Genomic DNA, 19,910 nt, shown 5'->3' on the forward strand with positions numbered 1-19,910 from the left:
GGTTATTCCCCCCTTGATTGAGTACATATGTAGGGTTCCTTCAGATCGTGGTTTTTCAAATACCGTTTTCTGATGGGCTAAGGAGGTGATCACCGGTGATATCCTGCGAGGGCGACGCTTTCGCAGGATATTTGGTTTTCAACGCCAATGATTGATTCGTCGCATTTTTCTGCCTGGACGGTGGCGATGGAGCCTGCGCTGCATTGGTTCTCTTGCCAGCTCAACGCTAACTGCATCAACCCGCAATTTTTTTTAACCTTTGCGCGTCGTGTTCTTCTGATGATTGACTCATGATCGCGCCGACGCCGTTAACCAGATGCTTGGCTTTTTACTCGAGTTTGTATCAACCTGTCGCAAAAACTGACTATTTTGAAGCAGCAAGCATGTGTTTTTGCGGACGATGAACCTTAAACGGACAGTGCAATATCAGTGTCCGCTCGATTGCTAGCGAGACAAATGACATCGAACACCGTGGGTCGACTTCACATCGCCTTTGTGTCAACAATATCATTTTTAGATAACTGACTAATCACTGTAAGCCAGCTTATCAGCTTGGGCTCGGCTAATTATCAGGGCACGTTGATGCGCGGGCGATCACCGCAGGCGAGCCGACAGAGGCATTTGGGCGCCGCAAGGGGGTTAGGGTGTCCAACATATTCTGGATTCACGTCAAACCATATTTTCGTGATGAGGCCGCCGATACTTCCAGGCCCGTTTTAGTTGTATACCAAGTCATGGATCTCACAGATGCCATATTGTTTACGCGCACTTCAGTTGCAGTCCGCGAATAAATTATAGGGGGGGGCGTTGACATTCTATACCAGCCGGACGTGACCCATATCTTTCGTGGGGTGTAAAGTAGGGTAAGTTAATTAGATTTGATTCGTATATCAACTGCACAGGGTGCTCAATTATTGCGCTGACCTTCTTTGTGATCTGTCCGGATAGTTCATCGTTGAGGTCGTCACATTTTCGGTGTTGGTGACAAAAGACTGGACTTTGATGGCTTGCGCTGTCACCACCCGTGTCGTCTGCGCGTTTGTTAAGATATTGGTACGTCTACCATTGTTGGATGGTAAGTTTCGCTTTGCTATTTATACTAATCTACGACAAAAACGACGACACGGTACTGTACCCGGCATTGTGTTAATCAATTGCTTCGTTCAGCCAGGTACTGACTAATAAAGTCGGAACAAAATAAAAGCTCCACAATAATATTTTCTCGACAGCTGTCGATGTTTGATGGTGTTGTGGGCATATGCGAAAGGCGTTTATATCAATTTTGGGACGGTGAGGAGTCAAATGATTGTGTAAACGTTATTGTCTGTATGGAGGCGAGTGCTCGCCGTGTGGGGGTTGGGTGTTGCAGGACGTTATTGGACGACTTCAGATGAGAAAGGGTGGACACCGGTACGTGACAAACCTATTTATTCCTAATTGATCCGGCCAGGGACTAAGTGGGGTGGTCGTCCTGTCTCGAGTGAGGGAGGCAAAGGTCGTTTATTGCGGTTAAGTTCAGTGGCGTAAAATGGCGCATCGCGCGCTCCTTGGAGCTGGAACGGTGCGAATGCGCCGTGTTTAAGTCAATCTGGATCTAATCACTCGAGGGGCTAGCTGCTTCAATACGAGCATGGCAGTTTTTTTATAATACGCACAAGGTACCCTCTCTCCATTTCTATATATTCACCTTCTTTCAGTGCTTTTACGATGGCTAGCGCGTGGGATCGGGAGACGCCTGTTGTTGTATTGACAAAACATATAAGTGTGAATTTTGTTTTGATGACAGCGGGTAAGGAGTCGATCCACTCCAGAGAGGTTTTTATTTTTTCGTAGCTGTCATTGGTGCACTGGATTAACCATTTGGTGGAGAGCTCTCTTAGATGTCGGCTGATAAACTCAAATACACCATCGATAAAGCACGGGTCAAGCGTGGATAGTGATATTGAGTTGATGGGGAGTTCGTAATACTTTGTGCTTGATATGATTTTGTACTGGGTGGCCTCCTCTGCATGATCCAGCGGAGGCTTTTCAAGCCAGACGATGCCTCCAGCGCTCACGAAGTTAATGGTTTTTCGGCCCCCCACCAGCATCTGCCATGCACCGTCTTCAACGTAGACAATTGCCTTGACATCTATACTAGCTATGGCCGTCCCCTCGTCTGCCCACCTCAATGTTCCGAGTTTGCTTATCCAAGTTCGTAAATACACCATCACATCATTAGGCGTTGGCGCTGCGTCAGAGTTTGATTTTTGAGAGCTGGACATAATTGTTATCATTCCCTTGTCGTGATGGAGGCCGGCTTAGTGCAATTGCAAATAGGCACGGTCCCTCAAGTGTTTCCCTCCCCCCTTTCTCCGTTGTCGCTGGGCGTTATGCACAACTGCAACGCAGGTTTATTAATATGCGAAAAACATTTAAAAATTCAAGGAAAGTCTGATATAGGACTCACCCTGTGGCGCCAAATAACAGTTTCGTTGTTTGAACGCTAATGCATAACCTCTATGGGGCGGCGATGGCTTGCTGCCCCCCACTTCTTTGTCGACTCGCCTGCCGTTTGCGGATCGTATGGGCTTTTTTTGCATGCGCATGGATAGTTTATTTTTATTGATAATTTTTTTTACAATTTTGGAGACGTGGCGCGCAGGTGAAGCCGTAAATAAATCCAGGCGGGACAACTGATTAATCTGGGCACGACGCACTCCATTATTAAAGGAAGATTAAAGCGGCTTCAGCACCGGCCACAATAAAGTGGATAATGGCTTCAGAAATTGGGTGTTCAAACGCACCTCACGTCGTGCCCTTTATAGGACGTCCGGGGGGGCAATCGGTCACACGCTAAGTTGGCTGTCAAGCGATATTGACGTTCTGGATGGCAGACGGTTGTCAAGGGGGAATAGGCGTTTGCCGCGTAGGGGGTTTCTGATTAGTTAACTTAAGTGTTTCATCTTCATTCATGCTTACATGGCGACGATCGCCAAAGTCATAGGCACTTCTCGTCCGCAGCGCCTCGGCAAAGTGGAGCTCTGTATTCAGACCTTTTCGGAGGCTGTGGGGCTATGCCTGTAGTTACTTTGCTCTGCGCGGGCCGCCGCCGCCCTGCTGTACACTTTGCCACGTCTGTAGCCGAGCTCTTCCGAGGCATGGCCCGGGGACGGTCTATGTGATGTTACACCCCGAAACATTGTTCATTGACCAATTCCGCTATCAGACTTGCGGCTTGCCAGTGGCAGAGGACGTTAGTTATAAGTCAGTTGTACTTAGCAGGGGTGGGACGGGAGTGAACAGTGTTTACTCATCATATCAAATGACAGATGAGGTCGTGACGCCTGCCTGACCCCCGACTTTAATTTAATTAGCACTTTTGCTTTTCAGTGAGCGGGGCTGGTTAAAAATATAGTGCGAGCTGGAGATTTGACGTTTGGAAGGGAGGAGAAAATGGATGAATTTATACGTTCGTGGATGTATATCATGATTGCAGCGATTGGCGGCGCATTGGGTCATATGATGCGCCGACTGGGGTCTCAACAACCCATTAAAGTGGGTGAGACACTTTTGCAAGGTGTCGGCGCCGCCTTTGCGGGTTACCTGGTGCTCTTGGGATGTCGTTCCCTGGCTATACCCCCCGATATGTCAGGTTTGATCATCGGCTTGTGCGGCTGGTTAGGAGCCGATGCCACGCTGATGTTATTGCAGGATTACATTTACAAAAAGATCAGGATTATTGCCCCCCATGATGACCCGCCCAAGGATCAGTAATATCCAACGCCGGTGAGGCGAGCCAATCGCCACCTTTTAGCCGCGTTCACTGGATGCCGCGTGACAAGGTGCCGGGTTGCAAGGTGTCTGGGTACGAGTCAGGATTTGCGGCCTGGCCAGGAAAAAGGAGGGGCTTGTCTCACGTCCCAGGATGATCGTAGTAAACATCGAGTGCTGACCGATATTTGGGGTTGTTCAGTCCTGTGATTTATCATGAGGTTTTGTGATTGTTTCCGAGTTGCAAGTATCGACATTCTTTCCCGCTCCGGCGCGGCCGCCAAATGGTTTACGCCGTTGCTGAATAAGGCGATGCACCGTTACGAGATCAATACCCGGCCGCGTATTGCTGCTTTTATCGCTCAAGTCGGCTACGAATCGGGCGAGCTGCGTAATTTGCGTGAGGTCGACAGCGGGCTTGGCGACAGGGGAGCAAGGGGGCTCTCTGACCGGCTTGGCGATCCGGCTGCAATGGCGCCTGTCCTGCCGCTGTATGGGGGGGGGCGTGGCCTGATTCAGATCGCAGGATTAAGCCATTATCGGCATTGCGGCGCGGCCTTGGGGCTTGATCTGGTCAATCACCCGCAACGCCTGGAGCAACCCGATTATGCCTATCTGTCGGCGGCCTGGTATTGGCATCGCAAGGACTTGAACCGATTGGCCGACCGGGGCGAGCTGGACGCGATCACGCGGCGGATCAAAGGTCATCTTGATGGACAAACGCAGCGATGGGCCTTGTATCAGTTGGCGTTGTCGGTATTGAAATAAGAGGCGACCCGTTACAAAGACGGGGGCGCAGAGCGCCCTTTGCCAGAAAGTCATGATTGAGGACCATCGCAGATCGGCGCCCAGGGCAGGGCGCGATCTGCGGGTGGAGGCTGAGCCTACTCGACCTTGACCACGAGCGGCACGCCGGGGGTGCCGGCATAAAATACAATCAGCTCAGCCGACTCATCACCGGTTACGCCGCGATGCGCCGCGTCGACCATTTCTGGCAATACGTCACCTGGGCCGATCACCAACGATTTTCCGTCGCTCTTGCGTTCGACCGTCAGGTGGCCGGACAGTACATACGCAGCGTTGACTACCCGGTGGAGATGCCACGGCAGAGCACTGTGGGGCGCAATCGTATAGCGCATGACGGACACTTCAGGCTGGCCATTGGGGTACGCACGGTATTCAACACCATCCCAGGATTTTGTTGTTTTGAGCAGCTCGGTGATGACAGTCTTGGACTTTGTCGCAGTGACAGGCATGGACGTGTCGGCGGTGGCCAACAACGGCAAGGCGGCGATCAGAAGGGCAAAACACGCACGTGTGGAGAGGTGACAGGACATAAATCGAACTCCTTCGAATAATTAAAGTTGTATAGAATGAGGCTAGCTAACGACGACAGTCGCTTATTTGGGCGAGCGCTTAATTATATTTCAATGTTTATCCTGCTCTCCATAAGCACATTATTTAAGAAAGTAACCGAGTAACCGAGTAACCGAGTCGCCGATTTTGCAGATTAGTAGCCGGCCGCTCGTCACCGTTCGGGCTTGCCTGGTTGATTGTTAGCCGTCCGTACGGGCCGTTGCAGTTTGTTCATGACCCCCTCATTTAATTGCCCGTCAATCGAGCCATCAGTCAGGCCGCCTGATGCGCGGCGCATGCTACGTGCAGCGTCAGATCCGTGCTTTCGACCTTGATCCTCCTCGATCAGGTCGTCGCCCACCAGCGCAGATCCGGTTTAGCACACTGCCTGTCGCGGGCGCCGGAAATGCCTCCTCACAATTGGCGAACAAATTTTTTGCCGTTTTCGGTTATAACGCCGGCGAGCTTCATGAGCACGCGATTACGTACCGTTTCGACAAAGGACTGACCCTTGTGATGAAAAACTCCGGAGCCAATATCGGCCGGGGCCCCATGCCCAGTGTTCCATCGCCCGCCAGGCCCAACACGCCGCCAGCGTCTCAACGACATGCCAGCGGCAAGGTTTTCTCCCCGACTGAAAATGCCCAGGCGTTTGTCCCCAGCACCTTGGTCCCCTCGGCCCCAAGCGTGCCCGCGAAGGCGGCCAAACCGGTCCCGTTCGCCATTCCCAGGCCCTGCGCCCTGTGCCGCACCTATCACGAGGGGGGCTGTACGGTCTCTCCCCCTGAGGCCGCGTCTTCTTCGTCAAAGCCTGGATCAGCGCAGCACATCTATGAAACTTATCAGGCTACCTACCAACCCCAGGATCGGCGTCAGCCGTTTGAAATCATGCACGCGGTCACGCAAGGCCAGTTGAACTTCACCAGCCCGCAGGCCAGTCAGGCGGTGCTGGAAAAAGTCGCGCACATGAAATTCACGCTGCGCCACTACACCTCGTCAGCCGACGGTCCGCCGGCGTTCAACACGATCTCGTCCAACTTTGAGCTGGTACACCGTCACATCAAAACCCTGCAAAGAACCCAAGGCAGCAACACCAATCAGGATGACTGGGTGCGTCTGGGCAATACCGCGTTTACCTTTTTTCTCCTGGCCGTCGACGGCAAGGTGGCTCAGCGAAAGTTTCTCGCCGCAGCCACCCATTACGCCGAAATCGATCCGGACGACCTGGAGCAGATGGCGGCGGCCGGTCTGAGCGATGCAGAGCTTTTCGCTTCGCCGGATTTGCTGCACACCAAGGATCTGTCGACGGCCAAAGCCATCCGAGGGCCGCTCAAAGACCTTAAGGCGCTCATGGTCGCCAGTTCCGGACTCAAGCCGATCATGTTGGGACGTACGGCGGCTGAGCGCTTGCTCACGGCGATCGACGAGCCCTTTGGCGGCACCCTGGAAATCAAGGTGCCCGGGGCTGTCAACGTGACCCAGTGGCATCGCGTCTAGACGCCTGTGCATGCTTGAGGCTGTCATGATCGGGTAGGTCTGGACGTCTCGTTCGTCAATACCGCCAGAGGCCTCACGGGCTCTTTTCTGCTAGGCGATAACGATGCTTGCGCCTGATCGGTCATCGGTCATTGGCACGACTCGATGGACGGCCTCGGTAGGCACCTGCAGCGAGCCTGAGTCGCGATACGCTTGTTCACTCCTCGGCCTGCTGCCCAGTGGAGTGCACGGCGGCCTTGAAATAGGCAACCGTTCTGGACAGGGGGATGTTGACCCCGTGCATGCCCTTGGATTCGCGCCAGGTTATGTCCCACGGGGTATCCTTGCCATGGACCATTTGCGTGAGCTGGAGATCGGAATACGCCGCGTAGTGGCGAAACACGGTGCGCAGAAGGGTCTGGGTCTCCGTGTCCTTGGGCGGCGAGGCCACATGTGCTCCGTGTGCATCGTAGTCCAGCGCTTTACGGGTAATGGGGTCTGCGCCAAATCGGTTGAATTCACGGTAGAGCGAGGCAATGACCAGCCCATAGGGCCCGGCCTGCACTTTCTCGTTGAGCAGGGCGCGGCCGGTGTACCCTGCGTGCCACCCATGCGCGTAATAAACCAGAGCCTGAAGTTTCAACGAGCTCAAACTTTGGTCACTGCTCTCGGCCAGCTCAAGAAAATAATTGGCAATCGATTTGGCACTAAACATGTTACGACTCTCGATCCATTAAATTTAAAGCGACACACCTTTCATCGCACCTGATCGGCCGGTGACTGGCCTGAAGCCAAGTCTGCCGGCGTCACCGGCTCAATGAAGAGGACGCGGTTGATCCTTGACTCGGCAGGACGCAGGGGGGGCCAGGTTCGCTGCCCTTCGTCTATTGCGGGGTGTACATTTTTTGTGTTTGGCCGACTTGAGTTTTAAGTGTGACCAATACCTGTCAGGATAAAAAGCTCGCTAACCAGGTACGGCTGACAGCCGCTGGGTAAAAGGGGGCTGGCAGTACCGCCAGGCGGTATCAACGGATGAAGTGCTTCCTTCCAAGCACCCTGCCAGCCCGTACGCGAAACATTAAGCGAAGTAGGGAGAGGGGGCTGTAGGGGGTTCCTTAAAGTTGGCTGAACCGCACCTCCTTATCCGGACAGGGGCGTGATTCTGACGCCTTGCTGGAATGAGAGGGGGCCTCAAGACGAACTTGTCACATGAACGGGGACCCTGACGAGGCGGTCAGCGGGAGCGTGCCGGCACTTGGCACAAGTTGTGACTTCGAAGGGGCCTCGGTCGTGATGACGGAGGCGCCTGTTCGCAGAACTTCAGGGCGTGCTAGTATTTTTGTGCACTTTCAAAGTTGAGAGTGCGAATCCATGGAGTGTTTATGTCTTTAATTATTGAATACCGCGCCACTGAAGACGCCATCAAGCAATTGCAACGAAAGTTAGAGGTCATGGCAGATGATCCGGCATTACTCACCGAGATGGAATTTGAAGAGCGGCTGCGAGCGTTAATGGGGGAGTACAGTAAAAGTCTGCGCGACATTATCAAACTGCTGGCTCCTGAGAGAGACATGCCGGCCGCAGAGACTACATCCAAACGCAAGCGTCGCGCCGTCAAGGTTTACCGCCATCCCGATTCCGGTGAAGTGGTGGAAACCAAAGGGGGCAATCATCGACTCCTCAAGGCCTGGAAGCAGCAGTACGGCGCCCAGACCGTGGAAAGCTGGCTGGACCGGTAAGCCCCCCCTACCGGATGTCTTGCGAAATGTGGTGAGCCGGACCGTGTGCTGCGTTGGCGAGCCGCTGCTCGTTAAAAAGGTGGGCTGCTTTCGGCCGCCGATGCAAGCGAAAAGGTCTGGACGGTGCTTGGGATATTAGGCGTCCCTGAGACGACCTTGAGCACGGCGCCAGGCCGGCCTGTGCAAAAGCCGGCGTATCCCCCAAATCTGGGGCCCTGCGTGCAGGGCGATGCCCCAGGCATCATTGGTTGTGGGTACCTGAACAAGACTCTAGCAACGACAGGTTTTCGCCGAATTCGATGTCATGCTCTTTGGCAATCAGTCGCGCGCGGGCGCAACTGATTTTCAGGTTGCTGGCCGCCTGGGCCAGGTATCTGCCGGCTTGGGCCTGTCTTAGGAGGGCGGGTGCCAGTCTGGCCCGCTCTTTCTTCAATTGATACTGACGGGCAGCCGCCATGTCCGTATAGACCTGTCCGCTGATACCGCTCTGGATTTGCTGAATGCGATGTCCGGCGGCCACGAACGCTTCGATCTGCTGTTCCAATTCTGTTGCTAGCGCGTCGCGAGGATGCGGTTTTGAGTCGAAAATCACGGAGTGTTCCTGTGGGGCTTCTTGCTGTGACGGATGAAAGCGTTTATCGCGGTATTGGGACGCTGAGGGGGGAGGCGCGTTTTGATCGACCGTCCCTGGCCCTCCGCATCGACAATCAGCACTCCTGCCCGCATTAAATACAGTGCCGGTCTGCCTGGCTGTAGGTGAATACTGAAATTCCTGTCACGCGCCAGGCGAGTATGGTCCTGCCCTGGGGCGAGAGCGTGACGGAACTCCGAGACGGCTTCGCAGCAGAAGATGAAAGGATGAAAATGAAGGGACAGCGGATGCCGGCGGGGCGCCGTACTGTCAAACCCAGGCGAACTCAACGCAGCGAACGCCATGGCTTGCGCCCCCAAAATCAGTATTTCCCTACAGAAAAAGACCCGGTGATGCGTCAAGGTAAGCATGTGGACCTTATGCCAAGCATTGGATGGCTGACAGTTTGCTCGCTTAGGGTGAGTGAGCAGCTTCAGCCTTGGTTTCCCATGTAAAGCCCCTTGACCCCGTACTCCGTTCCGGATGTACGGGGTTTTTTTGCATGTCAGGAGAGGTCTGAGCTCAGGCGGTTTATCCAAGTGCGCTGTAGCCGCAACCGAAATCACATATCTATCAACAGAATCGGGTCTCGTGTCGGGATATCACGGACATTCTGAGCTAAAGGAGCAGGCATTACCTCATACCGGTCTCTTCGCACGCCGAAGGGGGGGTGGGTCCGGTGACAGGTCGCCAGGACTACGGTTTCACCCTTCACCGGGTTCGTATGTGAATTCAAGCGATTGTCGTGAAGATTCGGATAAGGCGGTGGGCTATGGTGGGCCGGTTGGATGGCTATATAGGCGCTCTTGACGAAAGGGGGGGCGGCCTCTCACTCTTGCCGATAACGGAAGAAACTGGCGGTTAAAGAGGAAATCCAGATTCAAGATCATGATGACAAATGGTCATGAACAGATGGCGTTTGCACGGCTATTGATGCTTGACAGTAAATTGAGAAGACGGAGGAACCGCCTCTTCGGCTGAAGAGTGGCGGCTTTCCAGGATAACGTAGAGCAGGGGGCGAGTAAAAAAAGATATTAATTACCGCTCAGGGCACTAGTTGGTGATTGGCTTGCATTTGTCTTCCTGCAATAGTTGGCGGGGGGATCCCCAGCCAACCATAAACCAAGGTGAATTCAGTTCTTAGGAAAAATTACAGTGGCCAGGGTTTGGATCGTGCCTGATGCCACAAAACGGCAGGTTAGCGCCGACTGAGCCGAGCCAGATTGAACCAGCAGTGCCGCCGACTGAGGCGATCCAGATTGAACCAGCAGTGCCGCCGACAACCGTTTCGGCTTCTTGAATAGTAATTTCTTTAATGTCAGCTTCTTGGGCAATGACTTGTTGCATGTGAGTTTCCTTAATTGGATTAGTGATTTTGTCTGCGCGTCGACGCTCAGTGCCGCTTAAACTTATCGAAAGTTGTGTGGTGTGTCAAATGATTAGGCGGGTTTGTTGAGTTATATAAAGAATAATTGTTATTGGAGGTGCATTGATGATGTTAATTTAAATTATTGAGGCTGTACGAGCTCTTGAGGTTTGCTTGGGGCGGCTGCAAATCTATATTAAATATTGTGTGTCGGCTTGGTGGTGTCTTGCCTGTCACGTCTTTTGGGGTGGGGCGTTAATTCGCAGCGCTGGCTGTGCGCTTGGGGTGGTTTGATAAGGTTACCTGAGGTTGTGTGAGCTGTTAGGGGGGGTGGCTGAGAAGGTATATGCAGAAGGTGTTGGTATCGCTCGGTAAAGAGCGACAAAATACTTTAGTGGAGCGCCTTACTCGGGAGGCGTGTGAAGGGTTTGGTGATGGCAGTTCCAGTAAGCCAGCGCAGTGATGATTTTGTGTTTATTTGATAACTTTTAAGGGTTTTTCTTGGGGGCGCGTGAGAGTATCTTTTCGTGATAAACCTATCTGTGCAACAAGTCAGTTGTAAAGATAGTCTCATTAAGGTCATCTCTCGCGCTGACCGGATCTTCCTTTTACGTGTCGAGAGCGGCTACGAGTCGCTGGCGTTAAATGGCGCCTTGCCACACGAGCATTGAGGCGCATGATAAAAAACGCACCGTCACGTCGATTGAGTGCGGCTGCTTAACTATGATCGCGAGGTTATTTTGTTGTCAGTTCGACGTTAATTCACAACCCTTGCACCGTAGGGAGTTGGTGGCCTGGCCTGCCGTCCTTGCGCAGGTCTGCATATTGCCTCCTTCACCTAATAATCATCGATGGAACATTTATGCTTGACATTGGCAAGGTGGCGCCGCGCTCGGCATTTTCACCTCTTTTCTTTGCATGGATTGTGTGCGCGTTTTTTTTACGGCGTTGATCATCTTGTTCATGGGACGGTACGCTGAAAAAGAGGAAGTGATGGGGCGAGTGGTCACCCGCAACGTGGTCAGAATCAGCAGTGATCGTGCGGGTTATGTTGACGCGGTCTTGGCTCCGCCCGGGACGACGATCCTGAAAAATCAACCCTTGCTGCGCATTCGTAATGTGGCCCCGGATTCGTTAAGTGAACAGGGCGGCATGTCGGGCTCAACAGATAATGTAGCCAGTGTCGAAGCCCTGCTGTTGGAAGTGGGGGTTGATGAACAAAAAGTTCAGGCTGCTTACGATGACGAGAAAAGCTCACTCGACCTGCAAGTTGATCAGGTGACCAAGAGTCTGGAGCTCAATAACAAGATCCATCAATCGATTCAAGACCGTGTAGCGATCCTCGCCCAGGAGCGCCAACGCTACGAGCATCTCGCCAGGCAAGGCGCCGTGTCTGAAGCGGCGTTGCATGAGGCGATCACCCGCCACGAATCGACGGTTCAGGAGCTGGTGAGCAATGAGCTTGATCAGAGCAATGCACAGCAAAAAATGCTGCAGTTAAAACAACTGATCAGTGATGCAGATTATTCGCGCACCACACGGTTGAGTGATCTGGCCAGCCGTAAACAAGAGTTGGCAGAACGGCTCGATGCTTTAAAGAAGGCGCAAGAGTATGTGCTGCTTTCTCCCGTCGACGGCGTGGTGGATGCCATTTCGGTGTTTGCAGGTACGCGTGCCGAGGCGGGCAATGCGCTTATGCTCATTCGTACGCGGACCAGCGAAGCGCTGGCCCCCACCGTAGTGCTGGATGTTAAAGCCTCATCCATTGGCTTCGCTGAACCCGGTACGGAGGTGGTGCTTCGTATCGACTCTTTTCCTTATGAGCGTTACGGCGTCATCAAGGGCCACATCCTCACAACGCCCGCCAGTACGTTTGTCGATACTCCTTTGGGCGGTCCTCATACCGAGCAAAATGCCGCGCCGACCTACCTGGTCGAAGCGCAACTCGAGTTTGCCAAGGGCTCGACCAACATTCAGCAGGACTGGTTACGTGACGGCATGACCGTCAGAGCCTCACTCAAGCAGGAAGACTTGAGTTTGTTTGAATGGTTGTTTTTACCCGTGTTGAGAGGCATGCAGCGCAACCCGGACTATTTAGCCGAATTTCATAAAGTGCCGGTGGATGAGCTCAAATGACAGAGCGTAATGATCAGCGTAAGCCTAGCGTTGCGTCGCGATTTTTTGCCAAACGCATTCCCGTGATTCTGCAAGATGAGATTGCCGAGTGCGGTCTGGCTTCGATCGCCATGATTGCCAACTACTACGGGCGCCCGACCACGCTGCGGCAGATGCGCCAGGACTACAGTGTCGCGCTGGGCGGCATGTCGCTCTATCAGATCACCAAAGTCTCGGAAACACTGGGGCTGGCTGCCCGGCCTTTGAAACTCACGCTCGACTACGTCAAGGAACTCAAAACGCCGGCCATTTTGTTCTGGAACAGCATGCACTTTGTGGTACTGGAGTCGGTCACGCGCAAAGGCATTCACATTGTCGATCCGGCGGTAGGGCGACGTTTCTACAGTTGGGAGGCGGCGCTGCCCTTATTCAGTAATTTTGCGTTGGAAGTGGTGCCGGGCCTGAGCTTTCAGCCCGTCGATGAAGGCAAGGTGGCCCCTCGGCTGAGTTTTACCAGCATCCTTAAAAATAACGCCTGGCTGTATCGCTATCTTATTCCAATGGCGTTGTTGGCCATTGTCATTCAATTGGGCGCGATCGCCGCGCCCAAACTGTTTTCCCTGACGATTGATCAGGTGGTGGCCAAGAATGATCCGGATTTTCTTTACCTGATTCTCTATATTTTTTCCGGTCTGTTCTTTTTAAGACAGTTGCCACTTGGCTGCGTACCTCACTCAATGCACGCATGCGCGTGGCCTTGACTCAGGACCTGTCGACCGGGGTTATCGCCTGGTTGCTGCGATTACCGGTGCCTTTTTTTGAGCGTCGCTCACCGGTCGATATTTTGCGCCGCACCCAAGCGGTTGATCAGGCTTACATACAGTTCACGGCGGGCACTGTAGACATGGCCATTGATTTCATGTTTGCCGTAGTCTTTGTGGTGTTAATGGGGTTGATCAACCTGCAACTGGCGGGTTTTTCCCTGGCGCTGTGCCTGGCCTTTTGTGTGTTTCGCCTGGTGATGCTGCCCCTTATCGAAAAGAAACACCAAAGTTCCATCGAAGCCGAAACCGCGCGCAATGCCGTGCTGTTCGATGTGCTGGGGGCGGTGCAATCGATGAAGCTCTATGGCTACGAGGCGGCAAAATTGGCGTTATGGAGCAACCGCCAAGCCGACACTGAAATTGCCCGAGCCGATGTCAGCCGCATGCAGGAAATGAACCTGGTCGTTCATACCGGGGTTTCGCACACCCAGTCTCTGCTGGTGAGCGGATTGGGGGCCTTGGCCGTGCTTAAGGGGGTTAACAGTATTGGCGATCTGTTTGCCTTTGTGTTGTACAAAGACCTTTTTATGGACTCGATCCTGAAGGCGGTGGATCGCTACATGTCGCTGCGTTTGATCAAGGTTGAACTCGACCGGGCTGAAAATATTATCGATGAAAAGCCCGAGGAAGTAGGGGCGAATGTGTATGCGTCCAACGCGCTCCCGCAGCGCGAAACCATTCGTCACATCGAGGTTCAAGCTGGGGTGTTTCGCTACGGCTCGTTCGAGCGCCCGGTGCTGAAGTCGTTACAACTGCAGGTCAACAGTTCGCAAAAAGTGGCCATCTATGGCGGCTCGGGATTTGGCAAAAGCACCTTGCTAAAAGTGCTGGCAGGGTTCTATGCGCTGGAATCCGGCGAACTGAAGATTAATGGCATGGCGATCTCCAACTTTGGTTTACGCCGGTACCGAGCCAGTACTGCCTATGTCACCGCGACGGATGAAATTATCGACGGCACAGTCATTGACAACATCCTGATGGACGCGGACCACATCGACGGCGAGCACCTTCAGACGTGTGTCGAGTGTGTCGGGCTAATCGATAGCATTCTTCAGCTCAGCAATGGGTTTAACACGCTATTAGGCACCGCGGGTGTGCAGCTGTCCTCCGGCCAGAAACAGCGCTTGCTCATTGCCAGGGCGTTGTACCGCAAGCCGGACGTTTTACTGCTGGATGAGCCGACCTCGCATCTGGATCACGAAGCGCGTGATGTGGTGATCCGCAGCCTTAAACAGCTGTCCATTCTGTGCGTCATCGTGACGCATGACCCGGTGATGCTGCAGGCGTGTGACATCGGCTATCAAATGATCGACGGCGAGCTTCACCGCCTCTAAGCGAGTGATTGAGGAGGACGTGATGGCGGAAAATCGGAGTTGGGTTGGGCGGGGCTGGAGGGTTCGAATGAGGTGTAAATACCTGATCGGCCAACGGCTCATCAAATGCATGGCTCCGCTTTTTAGAGTCGGTGCGATGCAGTGGCTTTATCGAGCAATGCCCGGTGCCCTGGCCTGTCTGCCACCAAGCTGGCGTGGATCAGATTACAGCTTGTGCCGGCAAAACCTTACCCTGTTTGATTTCGATGACGGGCAGTGTGACGCTGTTGCCCGGGGTTATGTCGCCATACAGTTTCAACGTCAGATCAATAAATACCTGTATGAAGCTTGTGAGCCCACTCGGTTACGCAGGCGCCTCAACCGTATTCGTTGGGTCGATCCAAAGAATCTGTTTCAGCGTTCGCAGAACGAGCCTTGCCTGGTGTTATTGACCCACACCGGGGAGTACTGGATGGCGGTTGCAAGCATTGTCGAGCGCACGCCGGTCGCCACACATTTCATCATTCCGATCCTGGCTTACGCCGATGAGCTGACGATGCGTTCGATGAAAAGTCTTGAGGCCTTTGGTCACACTATGGAAGTGAGGGATGTCAACGACCCGACGCTCGCCTTGGCCATTCTGCGGGGCGCTCGCCAAGGTAAACGCATCGTCATCTTCTTCGATCTTCCCGTGAGCATTGGCGCGACGCGTTTCGGCGCCTCCGTCTCGGCGCGTTTTTTAGGGCGCGATGCACTGTTTGTGAAGGGGCCTTTATTTTTTGCGTCCAAGCTGCGGTTCAGTGTGCTTTTGGCAGGCCATCGCGTGGTGCTGGGGCAGCCCAGCGAATTTCATCTGTTCGACTGGATTGAGGCGCACAGCCCCGAATACATGAGTGAACAGTGCGTTGTCGCCTTGGAGCGCTTTATCCGTCACTCGCCAGAAAACTGGTTTTACCTGACACGCATGGAGGCCTTTTTCCATCGCCAACGATCGGCAAGTGAAATGCCCGTCAAAATGCCTAATGCGTTGCAGGCCCAACGTCAGATCCGTTATTGAGTCGAAGAATATGAACCTCGGATTTTCCCGAAGCATAACGGTGTGCTGCCTGGTACTCAGCGGTTGTTCATTTGAGCCTGCATACGTACGTCCTGCGTTGCCTGTGGCGCAGGCATGGCGAGCAGGCTCGATCACCGATCAAGAAAGCTCAGCCGCTCTTGAGTGGCGGTCAGTGTTTCAAGGGGCCTATCTTCAGTCCTTAATCAGCACCTCACTGCAATACAACCGAGACCTGCGCATTGCAGTCAACCGCATGGACGAGGCGCGTGCCCAGTATCAAATCCAGCGAGCTGATGTGTATCCAACCCTCTCGCTTGCCGCTCAAGCCCAACGACAAAGGCTATCTGACGCCGATGCGCCCTACGGGGCAGGGCGCGTCTCCGAACACGGGCAATTGGGACTGAGTCTGAATGCCTATGAACTCGACGTATGGGGGCGTTTGCGTAATCTCAAAGGGGCTGCGAATGAGCTTTACAACGCCAGTGTGGAGGAGGCGCTCAGCGTTAAATCCAATCTGATTGCAGAGGTAGCGCGCGCTTACGTCGAAGCTTTGGCGTGTGTGGAACTGCAGCGCCACAATGAGACGGCAGTGGCCATGGCCCGTCGTTCGCACGAACTGGTGAGACAGCGCCGTTTGCTCGGTGTGTCTAGTCAGTTGGAAGTGCAACAGGCACAAAGCTTGGTGCTTTCCACCGAGGCAGAACAGGCCACCGCCATTCGTCAATGCAACGTTGCATTCAATAAGCTGGAATTTTTAGTCGGTACTCAGGTGGATCAAGCCCAGTTGCGCGCGGGTTCCCTGGACGATGCGGGCATCACCGCCTCGATTGCTCCAGGCTTGCCTTCAAGCCTGCTGGTGCGCCGCCCTGATATTCGAGCGTTGGAGGCCAGACTCAAAGCGTCGAATGCCAATATTGGCGCCGCCCGAGCTGCTTTTCTCCCTCAAATTTCGTTGACTGGATTATTGGGCTTGAGCAGTCCTCAACTGAGCGCTCTAACGCAGGGCAGTGCGCGAAGCTGGTCCTTCACCCCGAACTTGCAGTTACCCCTTTTCGACGCCGGACGCAATATGGCGCATCTGGATTTGGTGTGGGCTCAAAATAAGACCGCCATCTCCGAATATGAAAAGGCGATCCAAGGCGCTTTTCGTGAGGTGGCCGATGCGCTGGACTCCAGCAAAACGATTGGCGATGAGCTGAATGTGGAGCAACAATGGAGTGCGAGTGAGGCGCGACGCGTCCAGTTGGCCGAGTCGCTTTACCGGGACGGCGTCAATAGTTATCTGGATGTTCTGGATGCGCAGCGCCAATTTCTGACGGCACAACAGAGTTTGATCAAGACCCGGCTATTGCAACTGACCAATCGTATTGCGTTGTACAAAGGCTTGGGCGGCGGCTGGACAGAAGCGGACAGCCTTCAATAGGCGTTTGGCAAGGCGGCAATCGCCACTCGGGTACGCCATGCTGTTTCGCCTCCTCACGCACTTGTCCACGTCGCGTGATCTCGATGTGGCTCGGGGGACGATCACCTTGACGCAGCCAAGGCGAGTGGGTTGCAGGCACACGAAATAAGGGAAATGGGAAACGGGAAAGTGACAGGGTAAAAACAGACAGGGGATGCGCAGCGTGCTGCGCCCGCCATCTGATCGGGTACCGGCCTGGTCGCGCCTTTAAAAAGCCCCACAGCGCGGCCTGCTGCAACCCGGCTTAATGGCATTGGGCTGCTGATTGTTCGCAGGCTCCGGCCTGCACTCCATGCGCGGCACTCAATGATTTTTTCGGTCGTGCGGTACGTGTCAAGGTAACTGTCGCCTTGGTCTTACGGTTGCTAGTCCATTGCGCCCTTAATTTCAGGGCGCTCAGGATTTAAGTAAACGGCATCTGCCAGCTTCCAGTTGCGTGTGCGAGTGCTCCACCGGCTTGGGTTAGTTCGCCTGGCATCCTCATAAAGCTCTGCCCGGGCTTGTAATAGGGCGGTTGCTTTGCCCTCGTGCCGTTGGTTTGGCGTGACGTATTTCAGGGCAATACTTTGCGGTGCGAAAAAGTGCTTCGGCGTAAGCATTGTCATTGCTCACCCTTGGCCGACTAAAAGAAGGTTCTACGCCCAGCGCGACCATGCTTTCACGCAACAAAGAACCTCTCATCACGTGTCCGTTATCTGAGTGCAACACCAGCGGACGACCTGCCGTCTGTTCGCGTAAACATCCCTTTCTGAGCAGTTCACAGGCGTGTTCGGCGCTCTCCACTTCGTGAACTTCATTGGCGACCAGTTTGCGGCTGTAGACGTCCTTGACCATGTACCAGTAGAAAAAACGGCCCTTCACTGTGCTCGGCAACCAGGTGATATCCCAGCACCACACCTGATTGGGGCCATCAGCGCGATGCGTCGTCAGTACTCTGAGTTTTGGGGCTTTGGCCCGGCCGCGACGGACGTTTTGATTGGCGGCTTTCAACATACGATAAAACGTCGATTCAGAAGCTAGATAAATGCCTTCGTCAGCCAGCTTAGGCACGATTTGGTGAGGGGGCAGGCTGGCGTAGCCAGCCTGATTGGCAGCATCCAGCACCGCTTGACGCTCCGTATCATTGAGCTTGTTAGCCGGAGCTGCACGTTGAGCCAACTGTCGCCCGTCACATTCAGTGTGTTGCCAGCGTTGAACTGTGCGCAGGCTCAGCCCCAGTTCATTGCAAGCGCGGTATCGACGAGCGCCATTCAGCACTGCGTCGGCAATCAACTTCATGGCTTGCGTACGATCAGAGGCGTTGATCAGTCTTCCTTGTCCTTGCCCCAGATCGCATTGCTTTTTTTCTGAGCTCCAGCAACGCCACCGCCTCTGCACGACTGGCATCAGACTGAATCAGTTGGCGCTCAAGTATTTTGATGCGCCGTTGCTCGGCCGTTTTTGAAGTTCGAGAGGTGAGATCAACAACGGGATTAGCGTTTTGGCATGCCACTCGCCACTGTTGGATTTGCTCAGGGTAAATGCCTTTGATTCGGCAATATTGAGAGATCTCGACCTCGCTCAACGGCGCGGTTTCCATGACGGCATTGAATTTATCGGCGCTAGACCATTGGTCACTGGTCTTGCCGTTTCCCGGAACGATCAAGCCTTTATCTCTAGCCATTTGTCTCCAGTTTCGCAGTGACTGTGGCGTGAGATTGAGTGCAGCGGCAAGTTCCGCCACTGATCGATTGAGGGGCGGCATCATTTGCAGAACGACCCAGTCTTTGAAGTCATTGTCGTAGCGTTTGCCCATTTTGGACATGGTTATGCACCTTCGCCCTCTTGATTATTTGAGTCAATCAATAAGGGCGACAGATAGCCTGACACGGAGGGCGTGGTTCCATTGTTGTCTGGGGGCTTGCTGAGTGTAAACGAGCGCGCTGGCCAGAATCAGGAACGCCCTACAGCCGGGCCATCGCACTGCGCGTAGAGTCAAGGCCAGTCCGGCCAGATGCGTGTCTGGCAATAACGCTTGCGTGTCGCAAAACCCAAGCTCGGCAGCCCCTCATCTTCTGACATGATGCGTGCGACTTTTACAGGCGCCAGAAGGGTTCATCACGGCGTGTGGCTGATGCAAGGGCTCACAGAGCGCACCGGTTCGAGCACCTTGGTGGTGGGGGCCCCACCAGTCATGCGTTTTCCAGCCTCAGACCTGAGTAAATCCATGAACAATAAAGTGCTTATCGTTGAGGAACACCCCATCACTCGTCTGGCACTGACCATGTGGCTCAAAGACAATCATTTTACGGTGGTGGCCGAAGCCCGCAATGGCGTCGACGCGATGCAGTGCATTCACCAGCATGCGCCGCACATCGTGATCCTGGAGCTCGATCTTCCTCGTCTGAGTGGTTTAGTGATTATCGACCGTATCAAGCTGCTGGAGCTGCCGATCAAGGTCATCGTCTTCTCTGCTCAGACCTCCCGGTTTTCGATCATCAATTGTCTTCAGGCCGGGGCCGACGGTTTTGTCAGCAAGGCACAAGAGCTGGAGGTGCTGCTGCGGGCGCTGCAGACCGTACGATCGGGTCTGACGTTTTTTCCCGATTGGGTGCAGTCAAGCCCACGCACGTGCGCCTGCGCCGATCCGATGGACCTGCTGTCATGGCGCGAGCGTCAAGTCCTGCGGCTGCTGACTCAAGGGCTGTCCAACAAGCAGGTGGCGGCACGTATGCAATTGAGCAGCAAGACCATCAGTACGTTCAAAAGCCGCTCGCTCAAAAAACTCAATGCCAGCAGTCTGCTGGAGCTGCTCAACCGTACGTCCTGAACAGTCTGC

General features: G+C 54.0%; 15 protein-coding genes and 1 pseudogene. 10 read left to right on the forward strand and 6 right to left on the reverse strand.

Translation table 11 applies throughout. The features are described 5' to 3' along the window. Positions 1–1,619: 1,619 nt before the first annotated feature. Entirely contained in the window at positions 1,620–2,264 is a 645-nt protein-coding gene (locus FGA82_RS21915) for a helix-turn-helix domain-containing protein (protein WP_171057335.1), read from the reverse strand. Between the two features lie 1,171 nt (positions 2,265–3,435). Here FGA82_RS21915 and FGA82_RS21920 point away from each other — a divergent pair. Both FGA82_RS21920 and FGA82_RS21925 read left to right on the forward strand, forming a co-directional pair. Beyond that, complete coding sequence (locus tag FGA82_RS21920; protein WP_141128722.1) at positions 3,436–3,756, forward strand: phage holin family protein; 321 nt, start codon at positions 3,436–3,438, stop codon at positions 3,754–3,756. 213 nt (positions 3,757–3,969) lie between these two features. After that, on the forward strand, positions 3,970–4,521 hold the full coding sequence (locus FGA82_RS21925) for a glycoside hydrolase family 19 protein (protein WP_141128723.1): 552 nt from the start codon (positions 3,970–3,972) through the stop codon (positions 4,519–4,521). A gap of 116 nt (positions 4,522–4,637) precedes the next feature. On the opposite strand, the gene FGA82_RS21930 is transcribed toward FGA82_RS21925, so the two are convergent. Further along, positions 4,638–5,090, reverse strand: coding sequence for a cupin domain-containing protein (locus FGA82_RS21930; RefSeq protein ID WP_141128724.1), 453 nt, complete (start codon positions 5,088–5,090; stop codon positions 4,638–4,640). Between the two features lie 322 nt (positions 5,091–5,412). On the opposite strand from FGA82_RS21930, the gene FGA82_RS21935 reads away from it, so the two are divergent. After that, positions 5,413–6,606: a hypothetical protein gene (locus tag FGA82_RS21935; protein ID WP_141128725.1), complete on the forward strand. Its 1,194-nt coding sequence runs from the start codon at positions 5,413–5,415 to the stop codon at positions 6,604–6,606. A gap of 196 nt (positions 6,607–6,802) precedes the next feature. On the opposite strand, the gene FGA82_RS21940 is transcribed toward FGA82_RS21935, so the two are convergent. Then, the gene (locus FGA82_RS21940) at positions 6,803–7,300 is read right to left on the reverse strand and encodes a Panacea domain-containing protein (protein ID WP_141128726.1); all 498 of its coding nucleotides are present in this window, start codon (positions 7,298–7,300) and stop codon (positions 6,803–6,805) included. Positions 7,301–7,967: 667 nt separating this feature from the next. Between FGA82_RS21940 and FGA82_RS21945 the strand changes: the two genes are divergently transcribed. After that, positions 7,968–8,324 (forward strand): histone-like nucleoid-structuring protein, MvaT/MvaU family, encoded by a 357-nt coding sequence (locus FGA82_RS21945; protein ID WP_141128727.1) that lies wholly within the window; start codon positions 7,968–7,970, stop codon positions 8,322–8,324. A gap of 241 nt (positions 8,325–8,565) precedes the next feature. Here FGA82_RS21945 and FGA82_RS21950 read toward each other — a convergent pair whose 3' ends face one another. Both FGA82_RS21950 and FGA82_RS21955 read right to left on the reverse strand, forming a co-directional pair. Continuing rightward, positions 8,566–8,916, reverse strand: a complete 351-nt coding sequence (locus FGA82_RS21950) for a hypothetical protein (RefSeq protein ID WP_141128728.1) — start codon at positions 8,914–8,916, stop codon at positions 8,566–8,568. 1,179 nt (positions 8,917–10,095) lie between these two features. Continuing rightward, positions 10,096–10,302 (reverse strand): hypothetical protein, encoded by a 207-nt coding sequence (locus FGA82_RS21955; RefSeq protein ID WP_141128729.1) that lies wholly within the window; start codon positions 10,300–10,302, stop codon positions 10,096–10,098. A 946-nt stretch (positions 10,303–11,248) separates the two neighbouring features. Between FGA82_RS21955 and FGA82_RS21960 the strand changes: the two genes are divergently transcribed. The 5 genes from FGA82_RS21960 (at position 11,249) to FGA82_RS21975 (ending at position 17,053) form a co-directional block, all read left to right on the forward strand. Beyond that, the gene (locus FGA82_RS21960) at positions 11,249–12,457 is read left to right on the forward strand and encodes an HlyD family secretion protein (protein WP_141128730.1); all 1,209 of its coding nucleotides are present in this window, start codon (positions 11,249–11,251) and stop codon (positions 12,455–12,457) included. Between the two features lie 110 nt (positions 12,458–12,567). Beyond that, positions 12,568–13,197 carry a cysteine peptidase family C39 domain-containing protein gene (locus FGA82_RS32520; protein ID WP_249384272.1) on the forward strand — a complete coding sequence of 210 codons (630 nt, stop codon included), beginning with the start codon at positions 12,568–12,570 and terminating at the stop codon, positions 13,195–13,197. After that, entirely contained in the window at positions 13,158–14,594 is a 1,437-nt protein-coding gene (locus tag FGA82_RS21965; RefSeq protein WP_249384276.1) for an ATP-binding cassette domain-containing protein, read from the forward strand. Before FGA82_RS32520 ends, FGA82_RS21965 begins: the two co-directional genes overlap by 40 nt. 67 nt (positions 14,595–14,661) lie before the next feature. Continuing rightward, positions 14,662–15,630, forward strand: coding sequence for a hypothetical protein (locus FGA82_RS21970; protein WP_141128731.1), 969 nt, complete (start codon positions 14,662–14,664; stop codon positions 15,628–15,630). 10 nt (positions 15,631–15,640) lie between these two features. Continuing rightward, entirely contained in the window at positions 15,641–17,053 is a 1,413-nt protein-coding gene (locus FGA82_RS21975; RefSeq protein WP_171057336.1) for an efflux transporter outer membrane subunit, read from the forward strand. A 404-nt stretch (positions 17,054–17,457) separates the two neighbouring features. Here the strand turns inward: FGA82_RS21975 and FGA82_RS21980 are convergent. Then, a pseudogene (locus tag FGA82_RS21980) lies at positions 17,458–18,887 on the reverse strand (IS3 family transposase). Between the two features lie 219 nt (positions 18,888–19,106). On the opposite strand from FGA82_RS21980, the gene FGA82_RS21985 reads away from it, so the two are divergent. Next, positions 19,107–19,901: a response regulator transcription factor gene (locus FGA82_RS21985; protein ID WP_141128733.1), complete on the forward strand. Its 795-nt coding sequence runs from the start codon at positions 19,107–19,109 to the stop codon at positions 19,899–19,901. Positions 19,902–19,910 lie beyond the last annotated feature (9 nt).

The sequence above is a fragment of the Pseudomonas fluorescens genome, from assembly GCF_005938625.1.
Taxonomy (GTDB): Bacteria; Pseudomonadota; Gammaproteobacteria; order Pseudomonadales; family Pseudomonadaceae; genus Aquipseudomonas; species Aquipseudomonas fluorescens_BD.